The following is a 20,988-nucleotide window of genomic DNA, read 5'->3' as shown; positions in this document are numbered from 1 at the left end:
TAAAAATAATGAATACTTGTGCAGATATTTTAATCGTTATCGATTTACAAAATGGGGTATGTTATAGCGAAGAGCATTTATTTGACTTACAAAACTTACTTACAAAAGTAAATAACAGAATTTCTTCATACAGAAACTCAAATAAACCAATTCTTTTCGTTCAACATTGTGATGATGATTTAGTACCTGAAAAAGAGATTTGGGCTATACATGCCGATCTAGATGTTCAAGAAAAAGATTTTTTTATAAGAAAAACACATGCAAATTCATTTTATAAAACAAACTTAAAAGAGATTTTAGATCAATTATCTGTACATCGTATTGAGTTTTGTGGTGCCCAAACAGAGTACTGTATGGATGCTACAATTAAATTTGCTCACGGACTGGGATATGAAAACTTCATGGTACAGAAAACAACCTCAACGTTAAATAATCCATTCATGTCCGCAAAAGAAACAATTGAGTTTTATGAGAATATGTGGAATCTCAGATTTCTAAAATTAATGAAAGATGAACACTAAAATACATAACCCCAATGTCTTAATACTTTTAAAATTTATCAGCTACATTCAAACATTTCATTATCACTATAAAGAAGCTGACTACATTCAGCTTCTTTTCTTTTAACCTGTTTTATATTCTATATATATCATTATAATTCCTTTGTCATATTATTTTAAAAATTTAGTATATTCATTTGAAAGAATAAGAAAATCATGATAAGATTGTGTTACAAATATATCTATATCTTTCAATTTTTAAAACGCATCGAAATTTTCACCCAAAAATGTCATTTTACAAAACCATGCAATTTTATCTACTTTATTTACATCCGAGTCTCTTTTCTTACAATTTCTTTACTTTAGGAATTTTTTTCTGCAACAACTGTTTTCTTTTCGTTAATTTTTTGGTATGTATAGTATGGTATAACAGCTCACACGGAGGTGGAAAAGAACATGTTAGAAACCTTTCAAAAAGAATTAGAACTATATGAAAGCAACGCAGAATTATTGAAAGTACTTGCTCATCCTGTTCGTTTATGTATCGTAAAAGGATTAATCGAGCGTGGTCCAAGCAACGTTTCTACAATGTACACTGGCTTAAACATGCCACAATCTACGATTTCACAGCATTTAGCAAAGTTAAAAAGTGCTAAAATCGTTTCTAGTGAAAGAAAAGGATTAGAAATTTACTACAAAGTAGAAAACGAAACAATTATTCAACTCGTTCGCGTATTATTAGGTTAGGGACTAATAGACAGAGAAAAAGAACGTATTCTATATTTTTCATCTCATATCTTTAATATATATATATCATGAGAGAAAATATATGATGCTACATAATTAACGGTCGTATTAAAAAACAAGACACAGAAATATATACTGTGTCTTGTTTTTTATATTGTCACATACTGATTCAACTGTAAATGTTGCATATCTTTCGTATGTATCACAACATCAAAAGCACTCCCTAATCCTCCGTTCAAAATCATAGAACGGACTGCTCGATTTTGTTTTTGAGCTTCTGAAAAAGGATCCAGATCTTGATGACTCGTAAGCTGTTCTAATATTCCTGCCGCTAGCAAAAATTCAGATTGCTTTTTATGCCATACTACATTCATTCCTTGCAGGCTAAAAATCTCCTTCAGCTCATCCCAATGAATATGAGTAGTCAGATCCATTTCACCTGGGTATGCTAAAGGATTACGTATTAGCTTATGCTCATAATACCCTCGTAAACTGCCTTCGCGATGTGCAGGGTGCATCCATTCTTCTTTTGTGTAGCCATAATCAACTGTAATACATATTCCCTTTCGAAACCATTTCGCAATTTCTTTTATATACCCTTCCATCGCGATCGGCACTTCAAAACGCTGCCCTTCAGCAATATGAATGTTATATTTCAGTAAATATCGGCCGATTCTTTTCTCTAAAGGTCTACATACTTCCGCAAGATTCCCTTCTTCATTGTATGTAATACGTACTTCATACAACATTCCATTTCTCTTCTCAATTACTTCAACAGGAAATGCATCAAATAACTCATTGGAAAAAAGGATCCCTTCAAATGATTCTCCCATTTCATTATAGGAGGTATAATACGACACATTATCAAATGAAAGAAGATTTTCCTGCTGTAATTTTCTATGAAAAGGGCTCACTTCGATTATTGAATAGCCTACATCCATAAAGGTTTCTGGAGATAGTTGCTTCCATTCTTGTAAAACATCATAGGCAAACTTTCCTGTTCCCCCACCGATCTCACAAATATTTGGAGCAACTTCACCGTTTTCCACAAGACGAATAAAAAACTTAGCAAAGGTTTTTGCAAAAACAGCTGATACGTTGCTACTTGTAAAAAAATCCCCTTGTCTTCCAATCTTTTCACGTTCTTTCATATAATAGCCATGTCCTTCTGTATATAATACAAGGTTCATATACGTACTATATGAAATGGAATAATCTTTCTCTTTCCCCATCCATTCTCTTAAAATGAGCTCCATCCCCATCATGACTCCTTATTGTAAAAATGGATTATTTTCTTTTTCAAAACCGATACTTGTCTCAGGACCGTGTCCACATAGCACCGCTGTTTCATCTGGTAATACAAATAATTTCTCTTCAATACTTCCAATTAATTCAGCAAAACTTCCACCAGGTAAATCCGTTCTTCCGATGCTCATTTGGAATAATACATCTCCAGAGAACACCGCATTCGCTTCTTTACAATAATAAGAAATACTTCCTGGAGAATGTCCTGGCGTCTCAAAGATTTCAAAGCTAAATGAACCAATTGTTAACGCACCTTCTGCATCAATAATATGATCGGCTGGTTTGGCTGTAATACTGCGGTTCATCATAAAAATTTGAGAGCCATTTACAGTTGCATCCCCTAGCCAATCTGCTTCTTCTTTATGTACGTATACAGGAATATGGAAAGCGTCTCTTACCGCATCGACAGCACCAATATGATCAAAGTGAGCATGTGTTAATAAAACCGCAAGCGGTTTTATTTGTTCTTCTTGCAAATATGTCACGAGCTTTTCTCCTTCGTGACCAGGATCAAAGATAATACACTCATTTTGATCGTTCGTTAAAATATAAGCATTTGTTTGTAATGGGCCTAACGGCATTTGTGTCCATTTCATATGAAAATCTCCTCCAGTTATTAAACTTACTTTTAATGATACAACATTTCTTTCTCTGAGGAAAAGAAAGGATGTTATCTCGACAATCATTTTTAAAACATGTACAATATAAAAGAGTAAATATTCTAAAAACTCATATTAAGGAATGGGTAGACAGAGGAGGATATAGTATGGGCCTTGTTATTATTTTTGCGCTTGTCACTCTGTTAGCTGTATTTGCTACGCTTAGAACACTTCGCGAGAAGAACTTTTTCGCGGGCGGCTTTGCAATTGCAACTGTACTCGTTTTCGGATGGTTTACGATTATGACTGTTCTCTATAACGGGTACCCTCCAGCAGCTTAATTCATGTACATGTTATTCTTCATCAAGATTTTGCACAAAAAAAGGAAGGGCTTCCCCTTCCTTTTTATATTTCACAACTTATATCATCTTCGCTTCGTATTTGTGCTTTTTTACAAGCCAAGCTCCTCCGATAACACCTGCATCATTACCAAGTGTCGCAATAGCTAACTTCGTGCTCTTTACAGCGCGTGAGAATGCATATTGCTCGAAATAACGTTGAATTGGTTCTAATAGTGCATCTCCAGCTTTAGATACGCCTCCACCAATAACAATTTTCTCTGGGTTCAACGTACTAGAAAGGTTCGCTACAGCTAATCCTAAATAAGAAGCTACTTTCTCTACTACTTCACCCGCTAGTTCATCACCTTGGCCATGCGCTTCAAACACATCTTTTGATGTAATACGCCCTTCTTCTGCTAACATAGAACGTAACATGCTCTCTTTATCAGTCTCTTGTATTTTTTGCATAGCAACACGTACAATACCTGTTGCAGATGTTACTGTTTCTAAGCAACCAGACTTTCCGCAATTACATGGGAAAGCATTCTCTGTAACGACTGTAATATGTCCAATCTCACCAGCAGCACCACTTATGCCGTGTACAATCTCACCATTAGTGATTACACCACCGCCAACACCTGTGCCAAGTGTCATACAAATTAAATCTTTTGCTCCTTCGCCAGCACCTTTCCACATTTCACCAAGCGCTGCTAAGTTTGCATCATTATCAATCACAACAGGTAATCCTGTTTCTACTTCTAATAAATCTTTTAATGGATAGTTTTTCCACCCTAAGTTAACCGCTTCATAAATCATTCCAGATGCCACATGTACAGGACCAGGAGCTCCCATACCAATACCGATTAACTTACTTTTTAATTCGCCTAACTCTTCTAACTTCTTATCAATAGCTTTCGCTACATCAAGTGTAATATGTTTTCCTTGCTCATTTGTATTCGTAGGGATTTCCCACTTATGTAAAATTTCACCGTACACATTAATAATTGCTAATTTAATCGTTGTACCACCAAGGTCAACACCAACTAACCATTTCTCTTCCATGTTGCTTACCTACCTTTATCTAATTCTTATTTAGCTCTTTTTGAATTTCTTGCTTCAATAAAAATAAAGCTGTTTGATAGTCCTGTGGATCGATTAGCTGTGATTGATTTAATTCACGCAATTCATCTTGCATTAATTGTAAATCCGCAATTCGATCACCCGTATAAATAATCGTACCAAATTTCTTTAGCAATTGCTGAATATCATAAATAGATACCATTTCATCACCCTCTATGCTCACTTACTATAAAAATTATAATAAGAAAACGTTCACATATTTTATTATAATCAAGAATAAAAAGTCTCGTCAATTTTTATTTGTCTATACAAGCCCATTTATGACTATTGTTCCTTTTTCTGTAATAATTTTTTCTACATTTTTATCAAATGGCTCTACTGGAATGCGTTGTACCATTTGAAAGTCATAAGCTAATGATAGCGTTTTCCCTTTATAGTGCAAGAGATAACGATCATAATAGCCACCGCCATATCCAATCCGCTCTCCTCGCTCTGTATAAGCTACACCTGGCACGATTTGAAGGTCGATTTCATCCGCATCCACTTCTTCCGTAAGCACCGGAATCGGTTCACGTAAATTCATATACACAGTTTCTAATTGATCAAAATTACGAATTTGACGGAAGGTCATTGTTCTTGTCCCTTTATTACACTTCGGAACAACAACTTTCTTTCCTTCTTCCCAAGCTTTTTCGATAATAGGATATGTATTCACTTCATTTTCCATTGAAAGAGTGATACCAATTGTTTTAGCTTCAACCCACTCTTTTTGCGCATACAACGAAACTGCAATTTGCTCTGATAAAGTTGTATACTGTTCTTCTGATAAAGAATTCATGTGCTCTATTATTTGTTTACGCAAACGTATTTTCTCTTCTTTCACACATTCTCCCCCTCACAGTGATACTTTGCTCTACGATGATAGTGTATCACTTTTAATTTAGGAATCGAATAAAAAAAAGAAACAGTAGGAAAATATTCCTACTGCTTACTTTGTTTCACGGTGTAACGTAGACTTCTTGTCACGCTTGCAATACTTTTTAAGCTCGATACGCTCAGCGTTGTTACGTTTGTTTTTCTTTGAGATATAGTTACGATCTCCGCATTCTGTACATGCTAGAGTAATATTCACACGCATTCTTATTTCCCTCCAGTACTAATAACTTAAATCAGACTATACTATAATACCACTTTTAAAATAAAAATTCTACACCTTTTGATATTGTCTAATTTTTTCTATAAGATTTTTCATGTTTTCCCTTGCTATCACTGGGTTTCTAGCATGTGAATACACTAAAAATTTTGGTTGTTTTATGTCAGAAACGATATACGACCACTCTTTTTCTGCATATTTGAATTGTACTCCTTCAAATATCCCTTCTTCCTTCCTTTCCATATCAGCCAATAATTTCCTCATTACTTTCCCTTTTTCACTCCATGAACATACAACTTCATCATAAAGTAAATAGAGCGGAGGGGATTGCTCTACTATGCTGCGAAACGTTTTTCCTTGCAGTGCTATTAACTCGAATAATTTTCCAATTCGGTATAAAATATCTCGCTTCCATCTTACTTGAAAAGACTTGTTTTCATCATGCGTATAAAATAGTAGGTAACACTCTCCTAATTTCAAAGACATCGGGTAAATATTTCCTGTTGATTCAAGTAATAAATCTGGAATATCTACTTCTTCAAAATCTGTACCTTGGTAAATATTACTATGGTTATCATATAACTCAAAATAATTTCCCTGCTCTGAAAACATAAGTGCCATATTTGCTTTACTTGATTTCATCAAAGCTTTCACATGATCTTTTTGTTCCCCCGCATAAATCCATGTAACTGTGCACCCAAGCCTTTGCAGAAAGAGCATAAGTAACTGTTGTAACATATCATTTCTCTTATTAATTAAAAGATGGAACTTCTGTGTTTGTATTTTCTCAATATCAATGTGCTCTAATACTGCTTCTATATAATCCTGTAACGAAACGTGGACCAAATTATTTCGTCCCATTTCTTTCTCACATACGTAATAAAACGACTCAGACATATATACTTGCTCTATCGCCTTTTGCTGCTTATACGTTAACAGCATTCCATCCTTACCATACAACTTTATAACAACCTCATTCTCATTTTCCACTTGAACGAAAACCCCACCTGCACATTGCAAATTTTGAATACTATATTGAAAAAGTGACTCGTTCATTTCTTTGCATTCCATCGTATGAATCCCGATACCATGAATAGCATGAAGGAATAAATTTTTATAAGAAGTTGTCTCGATATTTTCTTGACTTCCAATTAATATACTTTCCCCTTTCGCAAAAAGAGATCCATACGCCATCGCAACCTTCACAATGAATTGAGGAGTAATCTCAACATTACCTCTTCCTACAATGCGACTTTTTTGTAACCATCCTGCACTCTTTTCACTTTCTTGCACACCAGCCGATGCTACGATCGAATGACTATCAATCGCCTTATAAGGCCATAGTTTTCCCTTTTGCTTAATTATCGTACTTTTCCCTATATGACAATGATCCGCTACAATGCTTCGTTGAAACAGTGTGACATCATCTTCAACTATTGTGTGCTCTCCTATTGTCGTTTCTAATAGCTCACAATACCTTCCAATGTGCGTATTTGCAAAAACAATGCTTTTTTGAAGATGAGAATAACTTGAAATAACACTATTTTTTCCGATAATAGAATAGGGCTCAATTACAGCTCCTGCACCAATCGTTGCTCCTGCACCAATAAAAGACGGCCCATGAATTTTCGTTCCCTTCCCAATCGTCACACCTTCTCCCATCCATACCATCGGTAACACTTCCGTATACGGAATAGGTACTTGCAATTTTTTCGTTAACAAGTCAAATTGTGCTTGGCGATATTGATCAAATGTACCGATATCTAACCAATAACCTTCTGATAAATAGGCAAATAACGCGTTTTTATTTGCCAATAACGGAAACACATCTTGACTGAAATCAAAAAACTGCTTAGGCGGTATGTAAGAAAAAATATGTGGCTCCATAATATAAATCCCTGTGTTCACAATATTAGAGACTACCTCATTCCAGCTCGGTTTTTCTATATATCGTGTCACCTCTTGTTCTTTGTTCATTACAACTAAACCGAAGGAAAGTGGATTTTCTACTTCCTTCACAAACATAGTTACCATTCTTTTCTTTTGTTCATGAAACGCAATTCCATCTGATAATTGAAAATCAGTTAATGCGTCCCCGCTTATCACAACAAATGTTTCATCTAAAAATTTTTCCGCTTGTTTAATACTTCCGGCAGTTCCAAGCGGAGGAGAATCTTCGAAATAGTACAAATTTACTCCCCATTTACTACCATCACCAAAATATTGCTTAATGGCTGTACTCATATATTGAACTGTAATTGCGATTTCACGAATACCATGCTGACGTAATAATTCAATATTGTATTCCAATACTGGTTTTTCTAATAATGGCAACATCGGTTTTGGAGTATTACATGTTAATGGTCTAAGGCGTCTTCCTTTTCCTCCAGCTAAAATAACCCCCTTCATATACTTCAGCCTCCACTTATATAATGTTCAGTAACTTCATATACGTTATGTATATTTTCTACCCCGCATTAACTAGCTTAAGTTTAATTGTTTCAACGAATCACCACTGGGGGAAAACGCTGATTAAGACTTCTTATATAAATGTACCTTTTATGTTCCACCAAAAAAGAAAGCGCTTACTATTAACTTAGTAAAATAATGTTCACTATGTAACCAACCTATACGTACTAATTTTTCGATTACATTATGATACATCTTATCATCATAAACTAAAGGAAACAACGAGCTTTTTTTGTCATGTTTTGACTAAAAAAAGCAGATGATGTTTCACCTGCTTTTTTTATTTATTCATTTAATAAATAATGCTTTCCTTTTACTAAATAAAATACATTTTCAGCAATATTCGTAATATGATCTGCTACACGCTCAATGTATCTTGCCACAAAGGATAACTGTGTAATTTGCGTAATTGTTTCTGGTTGTTTCGGAATTGAAGATATAAATTCACGGATTGCCTTTCCATATATTTCATCAACTGAATCATCCATTTCAGCAATTTGTTTTGCAATAGTTAAATTTTCTTGCTCATATGCTTCTAATGCCAAATTTAACATCTTATGAGCACTCTCAAACATTTCGTCAAGATTTTGCAAACTAACTGTCACTTCTTTTTCCCCGAGACGAATTGTAGATTTCGCAATATTTACAGCATGATCTGCAATACGCTCTAAATCTGTTGCTGTTTTAATTGAAATAAAAATTCTTCGTAAATCACTCGCTACAGGCTGTTGCTTCGTAATAAGCATAAGTGCAAGATCATTTATTTCCTCTTCTAAATTATCCATACGATAATCACCGTCTATAACCTCTAACGCTTTCTCTACATCTCTTGTATGCAAACCTTCCATCGCAAGTAATAAAGCTTCTCTCGCTAGCTCACCCAGCTCAATTACCTTTTGCTGTAACGTTTTTAAATCCCATTGAAACTGTTCTCTTACCATTGTTTCTTCCCCCTCAATATTATGTGCCATTATATATAAATCCCCTACGTAGCCCCTTACGCCTGTAATATGCTTTAAGATAGGAGAAGTATTCATTCTCTATTTAAATGAGGTAAAAATAAGAAATACCCTCTGTTAAGAGGGCATTTACTCTTAGCCTTGCTAGCGACATCAACCAAATCGGCCTGTAATATAATCTTCTGTTCGTTTATCTGAAGGTGTCGTAAATAATTTGTTTGTATCTGTATATTCCACAACTTCTCCACTTAAGAAGAAAGCAGTTTTGTCTGAAATACGAGCTGCTTGTTGCATGTTATGCGTTACGATAACAATACTAAAGTCTTTCTTTAACTCTTGAATTAGTTCTTCTACTTTTAATGTTGAGATTGGATCTAACGCCGACGTTGGCTCATCCATTAAAATAACGTCTGGCTCAATCGCTAAACAACGTGCAATACATAAACGTTGTTGCTGTCCACCAGATAAACCATATGCATTATCGTGCAAACGATCTTTCAACTCATCCCAAATCGCTGCTCCACGTAAACTTTTTTCAACAATTTCATCCAATGTTTTTTTGTCACGAATACCATGGATTTTCGGTCCGTATGCTACATTTTCATAAATAGATTTTGGAAATGGATTTGGCTTTTGGAATACCATTCCTACATGCGTTCGTAATTCTTCAACTGGATATGATTTATCAAATATGTTGCGTTCTCTATATTCAATTACACCTGTAGTTCGAACGATCGGTACTAACTCTACCATACGATTTAATGTTTTTAAGTACGTTGATTTACCACAACCACTTGGACCGATAATTGCTGTAACTTCATTCTCATGAATACTTAAGTTAATATCTTTTAAAGCATGATCTTCCCCGTACCATAAATTTAAGTTTTTCGTATCAAATACTACTTTCTTTGGTGCAGTCTCAATTTTCTCTTCGTTTTTCACCTGTACATTTACTACTGTTGCTACCATTTGAATTCCCCTTTCATCCACTTCCAACTTATTTTCTATTTCGTAACCATAAGACAAATATATTGATAAAGAGCAACAAACCTAATAAAACAATCATCCCAGCTGCTGCTACGTACTGAAATTCTTCTTGTGGTCTACTCATCCAATTAAAAATTTGAATTGGTAAAACTGTAAACCGGTCAAACATACTAAATGGAACATAGTTTGCAAATGCAAGTGCTCCGATAACTAACAGCGGTGCCGCTTCACCAATTGCTCTTGATATGGCTAACGTACAACCCGTTATAATCCCTGGAAAAGCATACGGCAATACAACCCGATGCATCGTTTGCCACTTCGTAGCACCTAATCCGTAAGAAGCTTCTAATAATGAACTTGGTACAGATCGTATCGCTTCTTGACTCGCTACAACAACTGTCGGCAAGACGAGTAAACTCATCGTCAGTGCCGCCGCAATGATACTCTCACCTAGATGAAGAGCATATACAAAAATAGTTAAGCCGAGTAATCCAAATACAACGGAAGGTACTCCTGCTAACGTTTGATTATTAATTTCTATTACCTTTTTAAATATAGATTCCTTCGCATATTGCTCTAAATAAAGAGCAGTCCCGACTCCGAATATAAAGGAGACTGGTATAACAATACTCATAAATAATATTGTTCCTGACAAAGCTGCAGCAATCCCAGCTTCTTTCGGATTACGTGAAGCGAAGTTTGTAAAAAAATCTATTGAAAGATAACTTATACCTTTTTCAAAGATTTGAAAAAGCAAAATAAACAGGATTACTATTGAAAACCAAATTGCTATATAAAATGACAATTTGTAAATTCGGTCTTTTAAAAAACGTGATGCCATATTTTCTTGTATTTTTTTATGATTCAACATTCGCATATTATGTCACCCTCCTAAAGTGGCGCATAATAGACTGCGAAATGATGTTCATTATAAAAGTAAACAAGAACAACGTTGCGCCTACAGCGTACATACTGTAATAAGTAATCGTTCCATGCGGAGCATCACCTAAACTCACTTGCACAATATAGGCTGTTAACGTTTGAATAGAGTGTGTCGGATCGAGCGATATATTCGGTGTGGATCCGGCTGCAATTACAACGATCATCGTTTCACCAATTGCCCTGGAAGCTGCTAATATAATCGCCGCTATAATCCCTGTAAAAGCCGAAGGAAACACTACTTGTTTTACCATCTCAAAGCGAGTTGCTCCGAGTGCTAACGAAGCTTCTTTTGTCCCTTTCGCTACAGCCCTCATCGCGTCTTCAGACAGAGATGCAATTGTAGGTATCAGCATAAATCCAATCACAATCCCTGGACTAATCGCATTAAAAAATTGTAAATCTGGTATAATCCGTTGTAAAAGCGGCGTGATAATTGTTAATGCAAAAAAGCCATATACAATTGTCGGAATGCCTGCTAATAGTTCTAACATTGGCTTTAATATTTTCCGTGCACCATTTGAAGCATATTCGCTTAAAAATACGGCACAAGCTAAACCAATAGGAATTGCTACGAACATAGCGATTACTGTTACAAGGACCGTTCCACATATAAGTGGTAATATACCGAATTTAGGATCTTCAAAAAAAGGTAACCATTCTTTCTCCGTCAAAAAGGAGTGTAATGGTATGTTTTGAAAAAACATCATTGTTTCATTGGCGAGCGTAAAAATAATTCCAAGTGTCGTCACAATAGACACGCTAGCAATTATTTTTAGTAATAACGGAACCATTCGATTGATTCGCTGCGTTTTTTTTCTTTGTTTTGTATTTCTTTCAATCAAATGTTGTACAGAAAATGTAATTTGACTTTTGTCATTATGAGCCAAAGATGAAAACCCCTTTCCACCCTGACATTACCTTTTTATTTCTGTTAACATTCGCAGCTGTTCATTATATTTTTCTTTTGGTAATTTTACATATCCTACCTCTTCAGCGAGGTTACCAACATGCTGAATCATAAACTCAACATAACTTGCTACATTCATTTTATTTCGGATTGATGCATCATTCACATAAGTAAATAGCGATCTAGATAAAGGCTTATACTTACCTGATTGAATGGTCTCTTTCGTCGGAAATACACCATTTACCCTTATCGCTTTCACCTTATCTCGATTGGCCATATAATAAGCATATCCTACAAAAGCAATGGCATTTTTATCATTCATTACTCCTTGCATAATAACTTGATCATCTTCAGACAAAGAGACTTTTTTTACAATGCGACTTTTTTGTAAGATGACATTTTGAAAATAATCATAAGTACCAGAATCTACACCTGGCGCATAAAACTTCACCTGTTCACGTGGCCATGATGAATGAATTTGTGACCATCGCTTCTCTCTTCCATCTTCACTCCACAGTAGACGTAACTCGTCTACCGACATATCATCTACCCAATGATTTTGACGATTTACAACGATCGTAAGACCGTCGTAAGCGACTTCAAACGGTGTAAACTGAACGGAGTTTTTCTTCATTTCATTTTCTTCCACTTGTTTCATTACTCTTGAAGCATTATTTATATCTACTTCTCCTTTACTGAAACGATTAAATCCTCCTCCTGTTCCAGATACACTGATCGAAATTTTCACGTTTGGATGCACCTTTGTGTACTCCTCCGCTACTGCTTCTATAATAGGAAAAACTGTTGAGGATCCATCAACTCTCACTTCTCCCATTTCACTCACAGCAAATGCAGTAGTCATGCTAAAACAAAGGAAACATATCGGTAATATGAAAACTTTAATCGACGTACTCATCCATTTCACGTGTTCTTCCTCCTAGAAGTAACCGGAAATAACAGGATTACAGATATAAGAATACTGCTAAACTATTAATTCGGTTTTAATTGTTTGTAAAAGTTTTGTAAAGTTCCACAAGAACCAACATAAGGTGAAATTTTAATCCATAGCAAACTGTTCATCCACACTAATTATTAGCCCGTAAAATCGTTATCCTCCCATCACACAATATACAAGTATCATTTGTGAGATTGCGTACTTTTTTTAATCGTTTATACTTGTCCACATTTATTACACGATATGCATAAACTATAAAAAAAAGCACACTATCTTTTCAGATAGTGTGCTTTTTTACAACTATTTTATTCAGCATCTTGCTCTTTATTTTTATTATCTTTTTCATCTTTTGGAGCTTCGCCATTTTCTTGCTTCTTCAACTCAAAGTAAGCGTCCATAATATCACGGCTAATATAACCGTTAATACCTGATTTATCATCTACCCAAGGTACAACTACAGAGAACGCTACTTCTGGATCATCAGCTGGCGCATAGCCTACTAATGTTAAGTTATATGTCTCTTTGCGCTCACCTTTTGCATTTCTACCAATCTCTTTATCTCCGCCATACACTGTTTGAGCTGTACCTGTTTTACCAGCAGCTGTATATTTTGCAGTCGAGAAGTAACTTAACGCCGTACCACCCGGGCTGTTAAACACTTGCTTAAATCCATCTTGCACACGTTTAATTTGTGATTCAGGCATATCAACACGATTTAATACTTTCGGTTCCATAGATTGAACAACTTTTCCAACTTCTTCTGGTTTCGCCGATGGTTGACGAATTTCCTTCACAACTTGCGGCTGCATACGGTAACCACCATTTGCAATTGTTGAAACATACTGCGCTAATTGAAGCGGTGTATACGTATCATACTGTCCAATTGATAAATCTAATAAGAAACCTGGAATATTGTCTGTTCTACCTTTTTGTCCAGCAGATTCATTCGGTAAATCAATACCTGTTTTCACGCCAAGTCCAAACTGTCCAAAATAATAACGCATCGTATCATATGCTTTTTGTGGTATATCTAACGTACCACCTCTTACATATGGAACACCTGCAATATTCATCGCTGTTTTAAACATATATACGTTAGAAGACATTTTTAATGCTGTCAAATCATTAATATATCCCATCGTCTTCCAAGAAGATTTTTTCGGCGTTCCTTTTAATACGATCGGTTCATCGAGTTGAACTGATCCCGGTTGAATCGCGCCTGTTTGATATCCTGTAAGTACTGTCGCACCTTTTACTGTCGATCCCATCGGATAAGAGCTTGTCATCGTTCCTAATGCGAAATCTTGTACTTTCGTTTCACCATTTTCATTCACTAACTGTTTCCCAGCCATAGATAAAACTTCACCATTTTTCGGATTCATCATTACAACGAATGCACGATCTAAAAGAGGTTGTCCGCCTTTATATTTCAATAAATTTTTAGTGATAATTTCTTCTACACGTTTTTGTAATTCCATGTCAATTGTTAAATTCAGATCATTGCCTCGTTGTCCTTGTGATACATTAATCGTTTCTAAAATATTACCGTTTTTATCTGTAATATTTTTCACTTCTGATTTCGTACCGTGCAGACTATCTTCATACTGCTGTTCAAGATAACTTTTTCCTACTCTATCATTTCGGTTATAATCACGAACAAGGTAGTAATCTAATCGCTCTTTCGGTAAACCTTCGTCAGAAGTTGTTACGCCCCCAAGTACACTTCGGAACAAATCACCATCATACGCATATTTTCGTTCCCAATCAACATTCGTATCTACACCTGGTAATGTTGCTAGATTTTCACTAATAATCGCATATTCTTCTTCTGTAGCATCTTTTTTAATAACCTGAGGTGTCATTGCATATCCGCCGTCCATCTTGCTTTTAATCGCTAATATTTCTAGATCTTTTGCGGATAATTGATTCACTTCTTCTTCTGTCACACGACTTCGTTGACGCTCATCTAATTGTTTATCATCAATTTTGTTATCTTTCAATTCTTGACGATCTTTATTCGTAATTTTTTCTTTCGCTTCCTCTTTGTGTATAGCAAGCCAATAATCTTTTTTATCACGATCTGTTAATTTATCTGTCGGTACTTCAATCAACTCTGCTAATTTCTCCGCTGTTTTCAAGCGATCTTCTGCAGTTGATCCCTTCATCTTTGTAAATGTAATTGTACGAACGGCTGCATTATCTACTACAGGTCGCCCATAACGGTCAAATATTTTCCCACGCGGTACTGGATTACTTACTGTAGAGTTCTCTTTCTTCTCCACCTCATTCTTATATTCCTCACCGCGAACAATTTGTACATACCCAAGCCTTACAATAACCGCGGAAAACATTAAAAACACGCAAAAAAACAGCACGTTTAACCGAAATGGAACGTGGGTCTTTTTCTTTTGTTGCTTCTGCTTCTTACTCATACAAACCCCCTCTACCAACAGCTATGTAATGTGAAAGGGACACCTTCATACAGGTGTCCTCACTGCTGTCTTACATCTTTTTCTATTCTAGCATAAAATAAACGAGAAGTTAACCTTCTGGTTCTGTTTGATTTTGCGCGTTCCCTTGCGCTACAACACTTGTTTTCCCCGCATTTCCCTCTTCATATTTGACATTTTTAACTGCAAAATATATAAGAAAATGTCCAGCACCTAAAATGCATAATAAGAAAGGCAAGCTTTTTTCAGGTGAAAAAAATAGAACCGCACACAAAAAGCTTAAAATAGAACAAATTCTACCGGCATTTAACCATAGTTCTCGGACAACTACATATTCTACACGCCACTCTCTCGCATTTTTCGCTCTACCAATTACATCATATGTCATTGATCCGTACGGAACGAGTAAAATAGGGTATGCAACCGCGATACATGCCGCATAAATAAGTAATTTTGTATATGTAACATTGAATATAACTAAAAATACGACAGCATATAAAATAATGCCTCCAAGTAAAATTGCTTTTTTTCGCCACTCTTTCTTTAACATACGAGCAACTAAGTAGTAACATATAAATGATACTGTAGAATTTACTAAGCTGTATTTCCCTAATGCGAGCTCACTATCAGTTGCTAAATAAACATATACGGAAATGACAAAAATAAACGTCCCTTCTCTCAACCCCTGAAAAAAATGAGCCCGTGTAATTCTCCCCCAATTTTTATCAATCCGTCGCTCTTTCAATACTTGCACGACTTCATAACGTCCTTCACATTCCCTCTTAGATAAAAAAAAGCTTAAAACGACTGCAATTGCAAATAACACTAATGAAAGAAAGAATATGACAGTATAACCACTCCATTTTTCCATACGTGAAATTGTATATCCTGCTGCTATTGGTCCAATCATTCCAGAGAAGGATGCAAGGAGCCCGAGAAACCCGTTAAAGAAATCTCTTGTTTCTGGTTCTGTAATCTCAAATGTCAATAAGTTAAACGCTAACCAGTAAAAACCATATCCGACTCCTAAGAGAGCTCCCATTAATAAAATATAGTGAGAAGCGCTTTTTCCTGCTACTAAAACAACGATAAAAAATACAGCTAACGTTCCCACACCTATTCGTAACAAGATTGAGCGATCAATACGTTTCGCAAATTTCCCACCTACAAGAAATGTGAGAGGCTGTAATACAACGCTGGCCAAGTTATACAAGCCAAGATTCACATAATTTTGTGTTTGTTTCCATAAATAAATGTTAACAAATGTATTCGACAAAGAAATTGCGAGCGTGTATAAGCCTCCAATAAGGAGCAATAACACTAAATCCCGATTCACTTCAACGTCACCAATTATATGTTTCCACTTCATACACAACTCTCCTTTACTTCATGTTCTAGTCTTCCAAAGAAAAGCCCAATTATGTAAAAGGAAAGCACAGAAAAAAAGCTAGGAGCATTCTCCTAGCTTTTTTCTATAATTGTTACAATTATTTTGCTTCTTGGTAACGTTTTTCAGCAGCGTTCCAATCTACAACGTTCCAGAATGCACCGATGTAGTCTGGGCGACGGTTTTGGTAATGTAAGTAGTAAGCATGCTCCCAAACATCTAAACCGATAACTGGAGTTTTACCTTCAGTTAGAGGAGAATCTTGGTTTGGAGTGCTTGTTACTTCAATCTCACCGTTATTTACTACTAACCAAGCCCAACCAGAACCGAAGCGAGTTGCGCCAGCTTTTGCGAATTCTTCTTTGAACGCATCGAAGCTACCAAATTTCGCTTCAATTGCAGTTGCAAGTTCGCCTACTGGTTGTCCGCCACCGTTTGGAGATAGGATTGTCCAGAAGAATGTATGGTTCGCATGTCCGCCACCATTGTTACGTACTGCTGTACGGATTGCTTCTGGTACTTCATTTAAGTTTGCAACTAATTCTTCAACGCTTTTGTCAGCTAATTCTGCATGACCTTCTAAAGCAGCGTTTAAGTTTGTAATATACGTGTTGTGATGTTTTGTATGATGGATGTTCATTGTTTCTTTGTCAAAGTGAGGCTCTAATGCATCATACGCATAAGGTAAATTTGGTAATTCGTGTTTTGCCATTGTTATATTCCTCCCAGTTTATGTATTGCCACTAATTTGCGACATACAACTTCATTCTACCCTAATTGCCATAGGGTGCAAACAAATAAATCACATTGTCTTGCTACCATTAAAGTAGCAAAATTCCCACTTCTTTTCAATTAAAATGCTCATATATTCCGTAAAAAAAAGCTTCCTTCTACAAGGAAGCTTCCTGCTAACGTAATAAACTTATGAAATGGATATGGACCCTGTAGGACTCGAACCTACGACCGGACGGTTATGAGCCGTCTGCTCTAACCAGCTGAGCTAAGGGTCCACGATTATGTATGTAACAATATATCAAATAACTGAATTCCTATCGGATATATTCTTTAAGAAATGTAAGATAAATTTACCATATACAAAAGAAAAGTGTCAATTGTATTTTTCCCTTTTAAAAGTAGAAAATTAATAAAAGAGAAATTCAGTTCTCTCGGCTATATATAATATAACTTGAGATTCCCTAGATTCGTACGTTACAATGATTTTATACATACATAAAGGAAGTGAATCTATGTCCATATTTACCCAATTTGCAAAAAGTGTATACTCGCCTAAAGATATGGCGCTATTCCGTTTTCAAAAAATCGGTAAAACCATTTTGTATATTATGCTACTTTGCTTAATTACTACTATTCCAAGAACTTTTTTGTACGGTAGTTTTATCCAAGATGGTGTAGGCATGGTAAATCAAGTCATCGATAAAGATTTACCTGATTTTAAAATTGAAAATGGCGAACTAAAAGCCGATATTGATCAACCTATTGAAAAAGAAGAAGGAAATGCACTTTTCGTATTTGATCCAAATTCAACAGACCTAGAAAAATATCAAAATAAAACAGGTTTATTTGTTTTAAAAGATAAAGTAGTCTCTACGGGAAATGGTCAAACACAAACGTATTCTTATAACGATTTGTTAGGTGCATCTCTTGAGAAAAAAGATCTACAAGAATTTATTTCTTTATTCGATAATATTTATCCAATTTTATTATTTGTTATTGGATTCTTAGTGTACCTATTCCAATTATTCATCACTTTCGTAGGCGTGACTTTACTTGCGTTCATCGGTTCTGCTATGAGCGGTCAACGTAAACTATCCTATAAACAAGTTTGGACACTAACTGCATACAGCTACACAATCCCAACCATTTTCTTCATGATTATGGATTTATTCAAAATCGTCGTACCTGGGGCAACGTTCATTTATATCGCAGTTGTTTTAATCGTTCTATACTTAACGATTAAAGAAGTGCCCAAACCGAAAGAAAAATAAAAAATGCCTAAATAGGCATTTTTTTTTTGGACAAGCATATATTCCTAGCAAAGGAGTGAAGAATATGAAAAGATTAGGTATATTCTTATTCGTGCTTGTTCTCGGCTATATATTTTATTACGACATAAAAATCGGCACTTTACCGATGTTAAGTTCATATAAAAAAACAACCGCTGCTCAAACGATAAAAAAAGAAGACACAGATACAAAACAGGATAAAGATACCAAAGCAGAAAAAGAAACTGATGTAGCTTATAAAACAATCGAAGTAAAAACTGGTGAAACAGTCCTCTCGATTACAGAACAAATTAATAAGAAAAAAATTCCTTCTATTGAAAAAGTGATTGATGATTTTAAACAATTAAATAAAAGTACCACTGCTACAAAAATACAAATTGGAAAGTCTTATAAATTCCCGTTATATCAATAAGCTATCACTTAATCCTTGTCAATTACATAAAGGCGCTGATACAATAGTAAAAGTGAAACCGAGCACTTCGGTTTCTATAGCCCTGTATCACGTATACTATCATTGATATGAGGGACTAAATAAGAAACTTCTTTTATAAGGAGAGCGATCTATTCGTGAATGAAATGACTCATCGTACAAAAACACGTCCAGTTAAAGTCGGTAATTTAACAATTGGCGGTAATAATGAATTAATTATACAAAGTATGACAACAACAAAAACACATGATGTTGAAGCAACAGTTGCTGAAATTAAACGTTTAGAAGAAGCTGGCTGTCAAGTTGTTCGTGTTGCCGTTCCAGATGAACGCGCAGCAAATGCTATTGCTGATATTAAAAAACAAATCAACATTCCACTTGTTGCTGATATTCATTTTGATTATCGCCTTGCTTTAAAAGCAATTGAAGGTGGCATTGATAAAGTACGTATCAATCCAGGTAACATTGGCCGTCGCCATAAAGTAGAAGCTGTTGTAAATGCGGCAAAAGAGCGCGGTATTCCAATCCGTATCGGTGTAAACGCCGGTTCATTAGAACGCCATATTTTAGAGAAGTATGGATATCCAACTGCTGACGGTATGGTTGAGAGCGCACTACACCATATTAAAATTTTAGAGGACCTAGATTTCCATGATATTATCGTATCAATGAAAGCCTCTGATGTTAACTTAGCAATCGAAGCATACGAGAAAGCTTCTCGTGCTTTTGATTATCCATTACATTTAGGTATTACAGAATCCGGTACATTATTTGCTGGAACTGTAAAGAGTGCCGCTGGTCTTGGTGCAATCTTAAGCAAAGGCATCGGAAATACACTACGTATTTCATTAAGTGCTGATCCAGTTGAAGAAGTAAAGGTTGCGCGTGAACTATTAAAGTCATTCGGTCTTGCATCTAATGCAGCAACACTGATTTCTTGTCCAACTTGTGGTCGTATTGAAATTGATTTAATTAGCATTGCTAATGAAGTAGAAGAATATATTTCTACACTTCAAGTACCAATTAAAGTTGCAGTACTTGGTTGCGCTGTAAACGGCCCTGGTGAAGCTCGTGAAGCTGATATCGGTATTGCGGGTGCACGCGGAGAAGGATTATTATTCCGTAAAGGGCAAGTCGTTCGTAAAGTACCAGAGGAAACAATGGTAGAAGAACTGAAAAAAGAAATCGATGTAATCGCTGCTGAAATGGCTGCTGAACGAGAAAAAGAAAAAGAAAAAGAAACACAAGAACAATAAAAAGAAGGTTGCCCACAGCATTTGTGAGCAACCTTCTTTTCTATGCAAAAAAGCTCGTCAGTTCTATAACCGACGAGCTTTTATTTTGCACACTTTGGACAACGGCCGTATATTTCAAACTTATGACCCGTTACTTCATAACCGTTAAAATCTTTATTCATAAAATCCATTGGGCAGGAAGTAATCTCTTTCGTCCCTCCACAATCTAAACAAATAAAATGATGATGATGTTCCATAATTGAACATGTAAAACGAAAATGTTTTTCACCATTTAATTCCGTTTGCTCTAAAACACCAATTTCAGCAAAAACCGTTAAGTTACGATAAATCGTATCAAAGCTGAGTCCAGGATAATCATCCTTCATATGCTCTAAAACATCTTTCGCAGTTAAATAACGATTATGAGCTGCGAATAATCTCAGCATCTCTTCCCTTTTCCCCGTATGTTTGTATCCTTTTTCCTTCATTAGGCGTAAAGCTTCTGTTAGATTCATACC

Annotated in this window: 22 protein-coding genes and 1 tRNA gene; 6 read left to right on the top strand and 17 right to left on the bottom strand. The window is 35.6% G+C overall.

The features are described 5' to 3' along the window. Positions 1-8: 8 nt before the first annotated feature. Together DN410_RS15775 and DN410_RS15770 are read left to right on the top strand one after the other, a co-directional pair. The gene (locus DN410_RS15775; RefSeq protein WP_149177198.1) at positions 9-521 is read left to right on the top strand and encodes a cysteine hydrolase family protein; all 513 of its coding nucleotides are present in this window, start codon (positions 9-11) and stop codon (positions 519-521) included. Between the two features lie 435 nt (positions 522-956). Further along, entirely contained in the window at positions 957-1,247 is a 291-nt protein-coding gene (locus tag DN410_RS15770; RefSeq protein WP_000894377.1) for an ArsR/SmtB family transcription factor, read from the top strand. 149 nt (positions 1,248-1,396) lie between these two features. On the opposite strand, the gene DN410_RS15765 is transcribed toward DN410_RS15770, so the two are convergent. After that, the gene (locus tag DN410_RS15765) at positions 1,397-2,509 is read right to left on the bottom strand and encodes a class I SAM-dependent methyltransferase (RefSeq protein WP_149177197.1); all 1,113 of its coding nucleotides are present in this window, start codon (positions 2,507-2,509) and stop codon (positions 1,397-1,399) included. A gap of 9 nt (positions 2,510-2,518) precedes the next feature. Next, positions 2,519-3,148: an MBL fold metallo-hydrolase gene (locus DN410_RS15760; protein ID WP_149177196.1), complete on the bottom strand. Its 630-nt coding sequence runs from the start codon at positions 3,146-3,148 to the stop codon at positions 2,519-2,521. A gap of 170 nt (positions 3,149-3,318) precedes the next feature. On the opposite strand from DN410_RS15760, the gene DN410_RS15755 reads away from it, so the two are divergent. Then, positions 3,319-3,492 (top strand): DUF2759 domain-containing protein, encoded by a 174-nt coding sequence (locus DN410_RS15755; protein WP_000524846.1) that lies wholly within the window; start codon positions 3,319-3,321, stop codon positions 3,490-3,492. 78 nt (positions 3,493-3,570) lie between these two features. On the opposite strand, the gene glcK is transcribed toward DN410_RS15755, so the two are convergent. The 14 genes from glcK to DN410_RS15685 all read right to left on the bottom strand — a co-directional run bounded on the left by glcK (position 3,571) and on the right by DN410_RS15685 (position 17,791). After that, positions 3,571-4,554 (bottom strand): glucokinase, encoded by a 984-nt coding sequence (gene glcK / locus DN410_RS15750; RefSeq protein ID WP_149177195.1) that lies wholly within the window; start codon positions 4,552-4,554, stop codon positions 3,571-3,573. 19 nt (positions 4,555-4,573) lie between these two features. Beyond that, positions 4,574-4,774 (bottom strand): YqgQ family protein, encoded by a 201-nt coding sequence (locus DN410_RS15745; RefSeq protein ID WP_000253699.1) that lies wholly within the window; start codon positions 4,772-4,774, stop codon positions 4,574-4,576. Positions 4,775-4,876: 102 nt separating this feature from the next. Continuing rightward, a complete protein-coding gene (locus DN410_RS15740) occupies positions 4,877-5,455 on the bottom strand; it encodes a 5-formyltetrahydrofolate cyclo-ligase (RefSeq protein ID WP_149177194.1) in 579 nt (192 codons plus the stop codon). Between the two features lie 105 nt (positions 5,456-5,560). Beyond that, positions 5,561-5,710 (bottom strand): 50S ribosomal protein L33, encoded by a 150-nt coding sequence (rpmG, locus tag DN410_RS15735; protein ID WP_001265616.1) that lies wholly within the window; start codon positions 5,708-5,710, stop codon positions 5,561-5,563. Between the two features lie 69 nt (positions 5,711-5,779). After that, positions 5,780-8,134, bottom strand: a complete 2,355-nt coding sequence (locus DN410_RS15730; RefSeq protein ID WP_149177193.1) for a sugar phosphate nucleotidyltransferase — start codon at positions 8,132-8,134, stop codon at positions 5,780-5,782. A gap of 344 nt (positions 8,135-8,478) precedes the next feature. Beyond that, the gene (gene phoU / locus DN410_RS15725) at positions 8,479-9,135 is read right to left on the bottom strand and encodes a phosphate signaling complex protein PhoU (RefSeq protein ID WP_149177588.1); all 657 of its coding nucleotides are present in this window, start codon (positions 9,133-9,135) and stop codon (positions 8,479-8,481) included. Between the two features lie 171 nt (positions 9,136-9,306). Further along, positions 9,307-10,122, bottom strand: coding sequence for a phosphate ABC transporter ATP-binding protein (gene pstB / locus DN410_RS15720; RefSeq protein ID WP_000226681.1), 816 nt, complete (start codon positions 10,120-10,122; stop codon positions 9,307-9,309). A gap of 28 nt (positions 10,123-10,150) precedes the next feature. Continuing rightward, on the bottom strand, positions 10,151-11,017 hold the full coding sequence (pstA, locus tag DN410_RS15715) for a phosphate ABC transporter permease PstA (protein ID WP_149177192.1): 867 nt from the start codon (positions 11,015-11,017) through the stop codon (positions 10,151-10,153). A gap of 1 nt (position 11,018) precedes the next feature. Then, on the bottom strand, positions 11,019-11,969 hold the full coding sequence (gene pstC / locus DN410_RS15710) for a phosphate ABC transporter permease subunit PstC (RefSeq protein ID WP_149177191.1): 951 nt from the start codon (positions 11,967-11,969) through the stop codon (positions 11,019-11,021). Between the two features lie 27 nt (positions 11,970-11,996). Then, positions 11,997-12,914: a PstS family phosphate ABC transporter substrate-binding protein gene (locus DN410_RS15705; RefSeq protein WP_149177190.1), complete on the bottom strand. Its 918-nt coding sequence runs from the start codon at positions 12,912-12,914 to the stop codon at positions 11,997-11,999. Between the two features lie 335 nt (positions 12,915-13,249). Beyond that, entirely contained in the window at positions 13,250-15,376 is a 2,127-nt protein-coding gene (locus DN410_RS15700; RefSeq protein ID WP_149177189.1) for a peptidoglycan D,D-transpeptidase FtsI family protein, read from the bottom strand. A gap of 109 nt (positions 15,377-15,485) precedes the next feature. Further along, a complete protein-coding gene (locus DN410_RS15695; protein ID WP_149177188.1) occupies positions 15,486-16,763 on the bottom strand; it encodes an MFS transporter in 1,278 nt (425 codons plus the stop codon). 118 nt (positions 16,764-16,881) lie between these two features. Next, positions 16,882-17,493 carry a superoxide dismutase [Mn] gene (gene sodA, locus DN410_RS15690; protein ID WP_071712990.1) on the bottom strand — a complete coding sequence of 204 codons (612 nt, stop codon included), beginning with the start codon at positions 17,491-17,493 and terminating at the stop codon, positions 16,882-16,884. 224 nt (positions 17,494-17,717) lie between these two features. Continuing rightward, positions 17,718-17,791: transfer RNA gene (locus DN410_RS15685), tRNA-Ile, on the bottom strand. A 237-nt stretch (positions 17,792-18,028) separates the two neighbouring features. On the opposite strand from DN410_RS15685, the gene yqgB reads away from it, so the two are divergent. From yqgB to ispG, 3 genes are all read left to right on the top strand, one after another. Continuing rightward, positions 18,029-18,787 carry a protein YqgB gene (gene yqgB, locus DN410_RS15680; RefSeq protein WP_000021890.1) on the top strand — a complete coding sequence of 253 codons (759 nt, stop codon included), beginning with the start codon at positions 18,029-18,031 and terminating at the stop codon, positions 18,785-18,787. A gap of 64 nt (positions 18,788-18,851) precedes the next feature. Further along, positions 18,852-19,217 carry a hypothetical protein gene (locus DN410_RS15675; RefSeq protein WP_149177187.1) on the top strand — a complete coding sequence of 122 codons (366 nt, stop codon included), beginning with the start codon at positions 18,852-18,854 and terminating at the stop codon, positions 19,215-19,217. A 164-nt stretch (positions 19,218-19,381) separates the two neighbouring features. Beyond that, the gene (ispG, locus tag DN410_RS15670) at positions 19,382-20,491 is read left to right on the top strand and encodes a flavodoxin-dependent (E)-4-hydroxy-3-methylbut-2-enyl-diphosphate synthase (RefSeq protein ID WP_179958626.1); all 1,110 of its coding nucleotides are present in this window, start codon (positions 19,382-19,384) and stop codon (positions 20,489-20,491) included. 80 nt (positions 20,492-20,571) lie between these two features. On the opposite strand, the gene DN410_RS15665 is transcribed toward ispG, so the two are convergent. After that, a complete protein-coding gene (locus tag DN410_RS15665) occupies positions 20,572-20,985 on the bottom strand; it encodes a Fur family transcriptional regulator (protein ID WP_001054515.1) in 414 nt (137 codons plus the stop codon). Positions 20,986-20,988 lie beyond the last annotated feature (3 nt).

The sequence above is a fragment of the Bacillus sp. SH5-2 genome (genome assembly GCF_008368905.1).
Taxonomy (GTDB): Bacteria; Bacillota; Bacilli; order Bacillales; family Bacillaceae_G; genus Bacillus_A; species Bacillus_A luti.
Note: the sequence above shows the minus strand (reverse complement) of the source record. Positions and strands in the feature narration are given on the sequence as shown.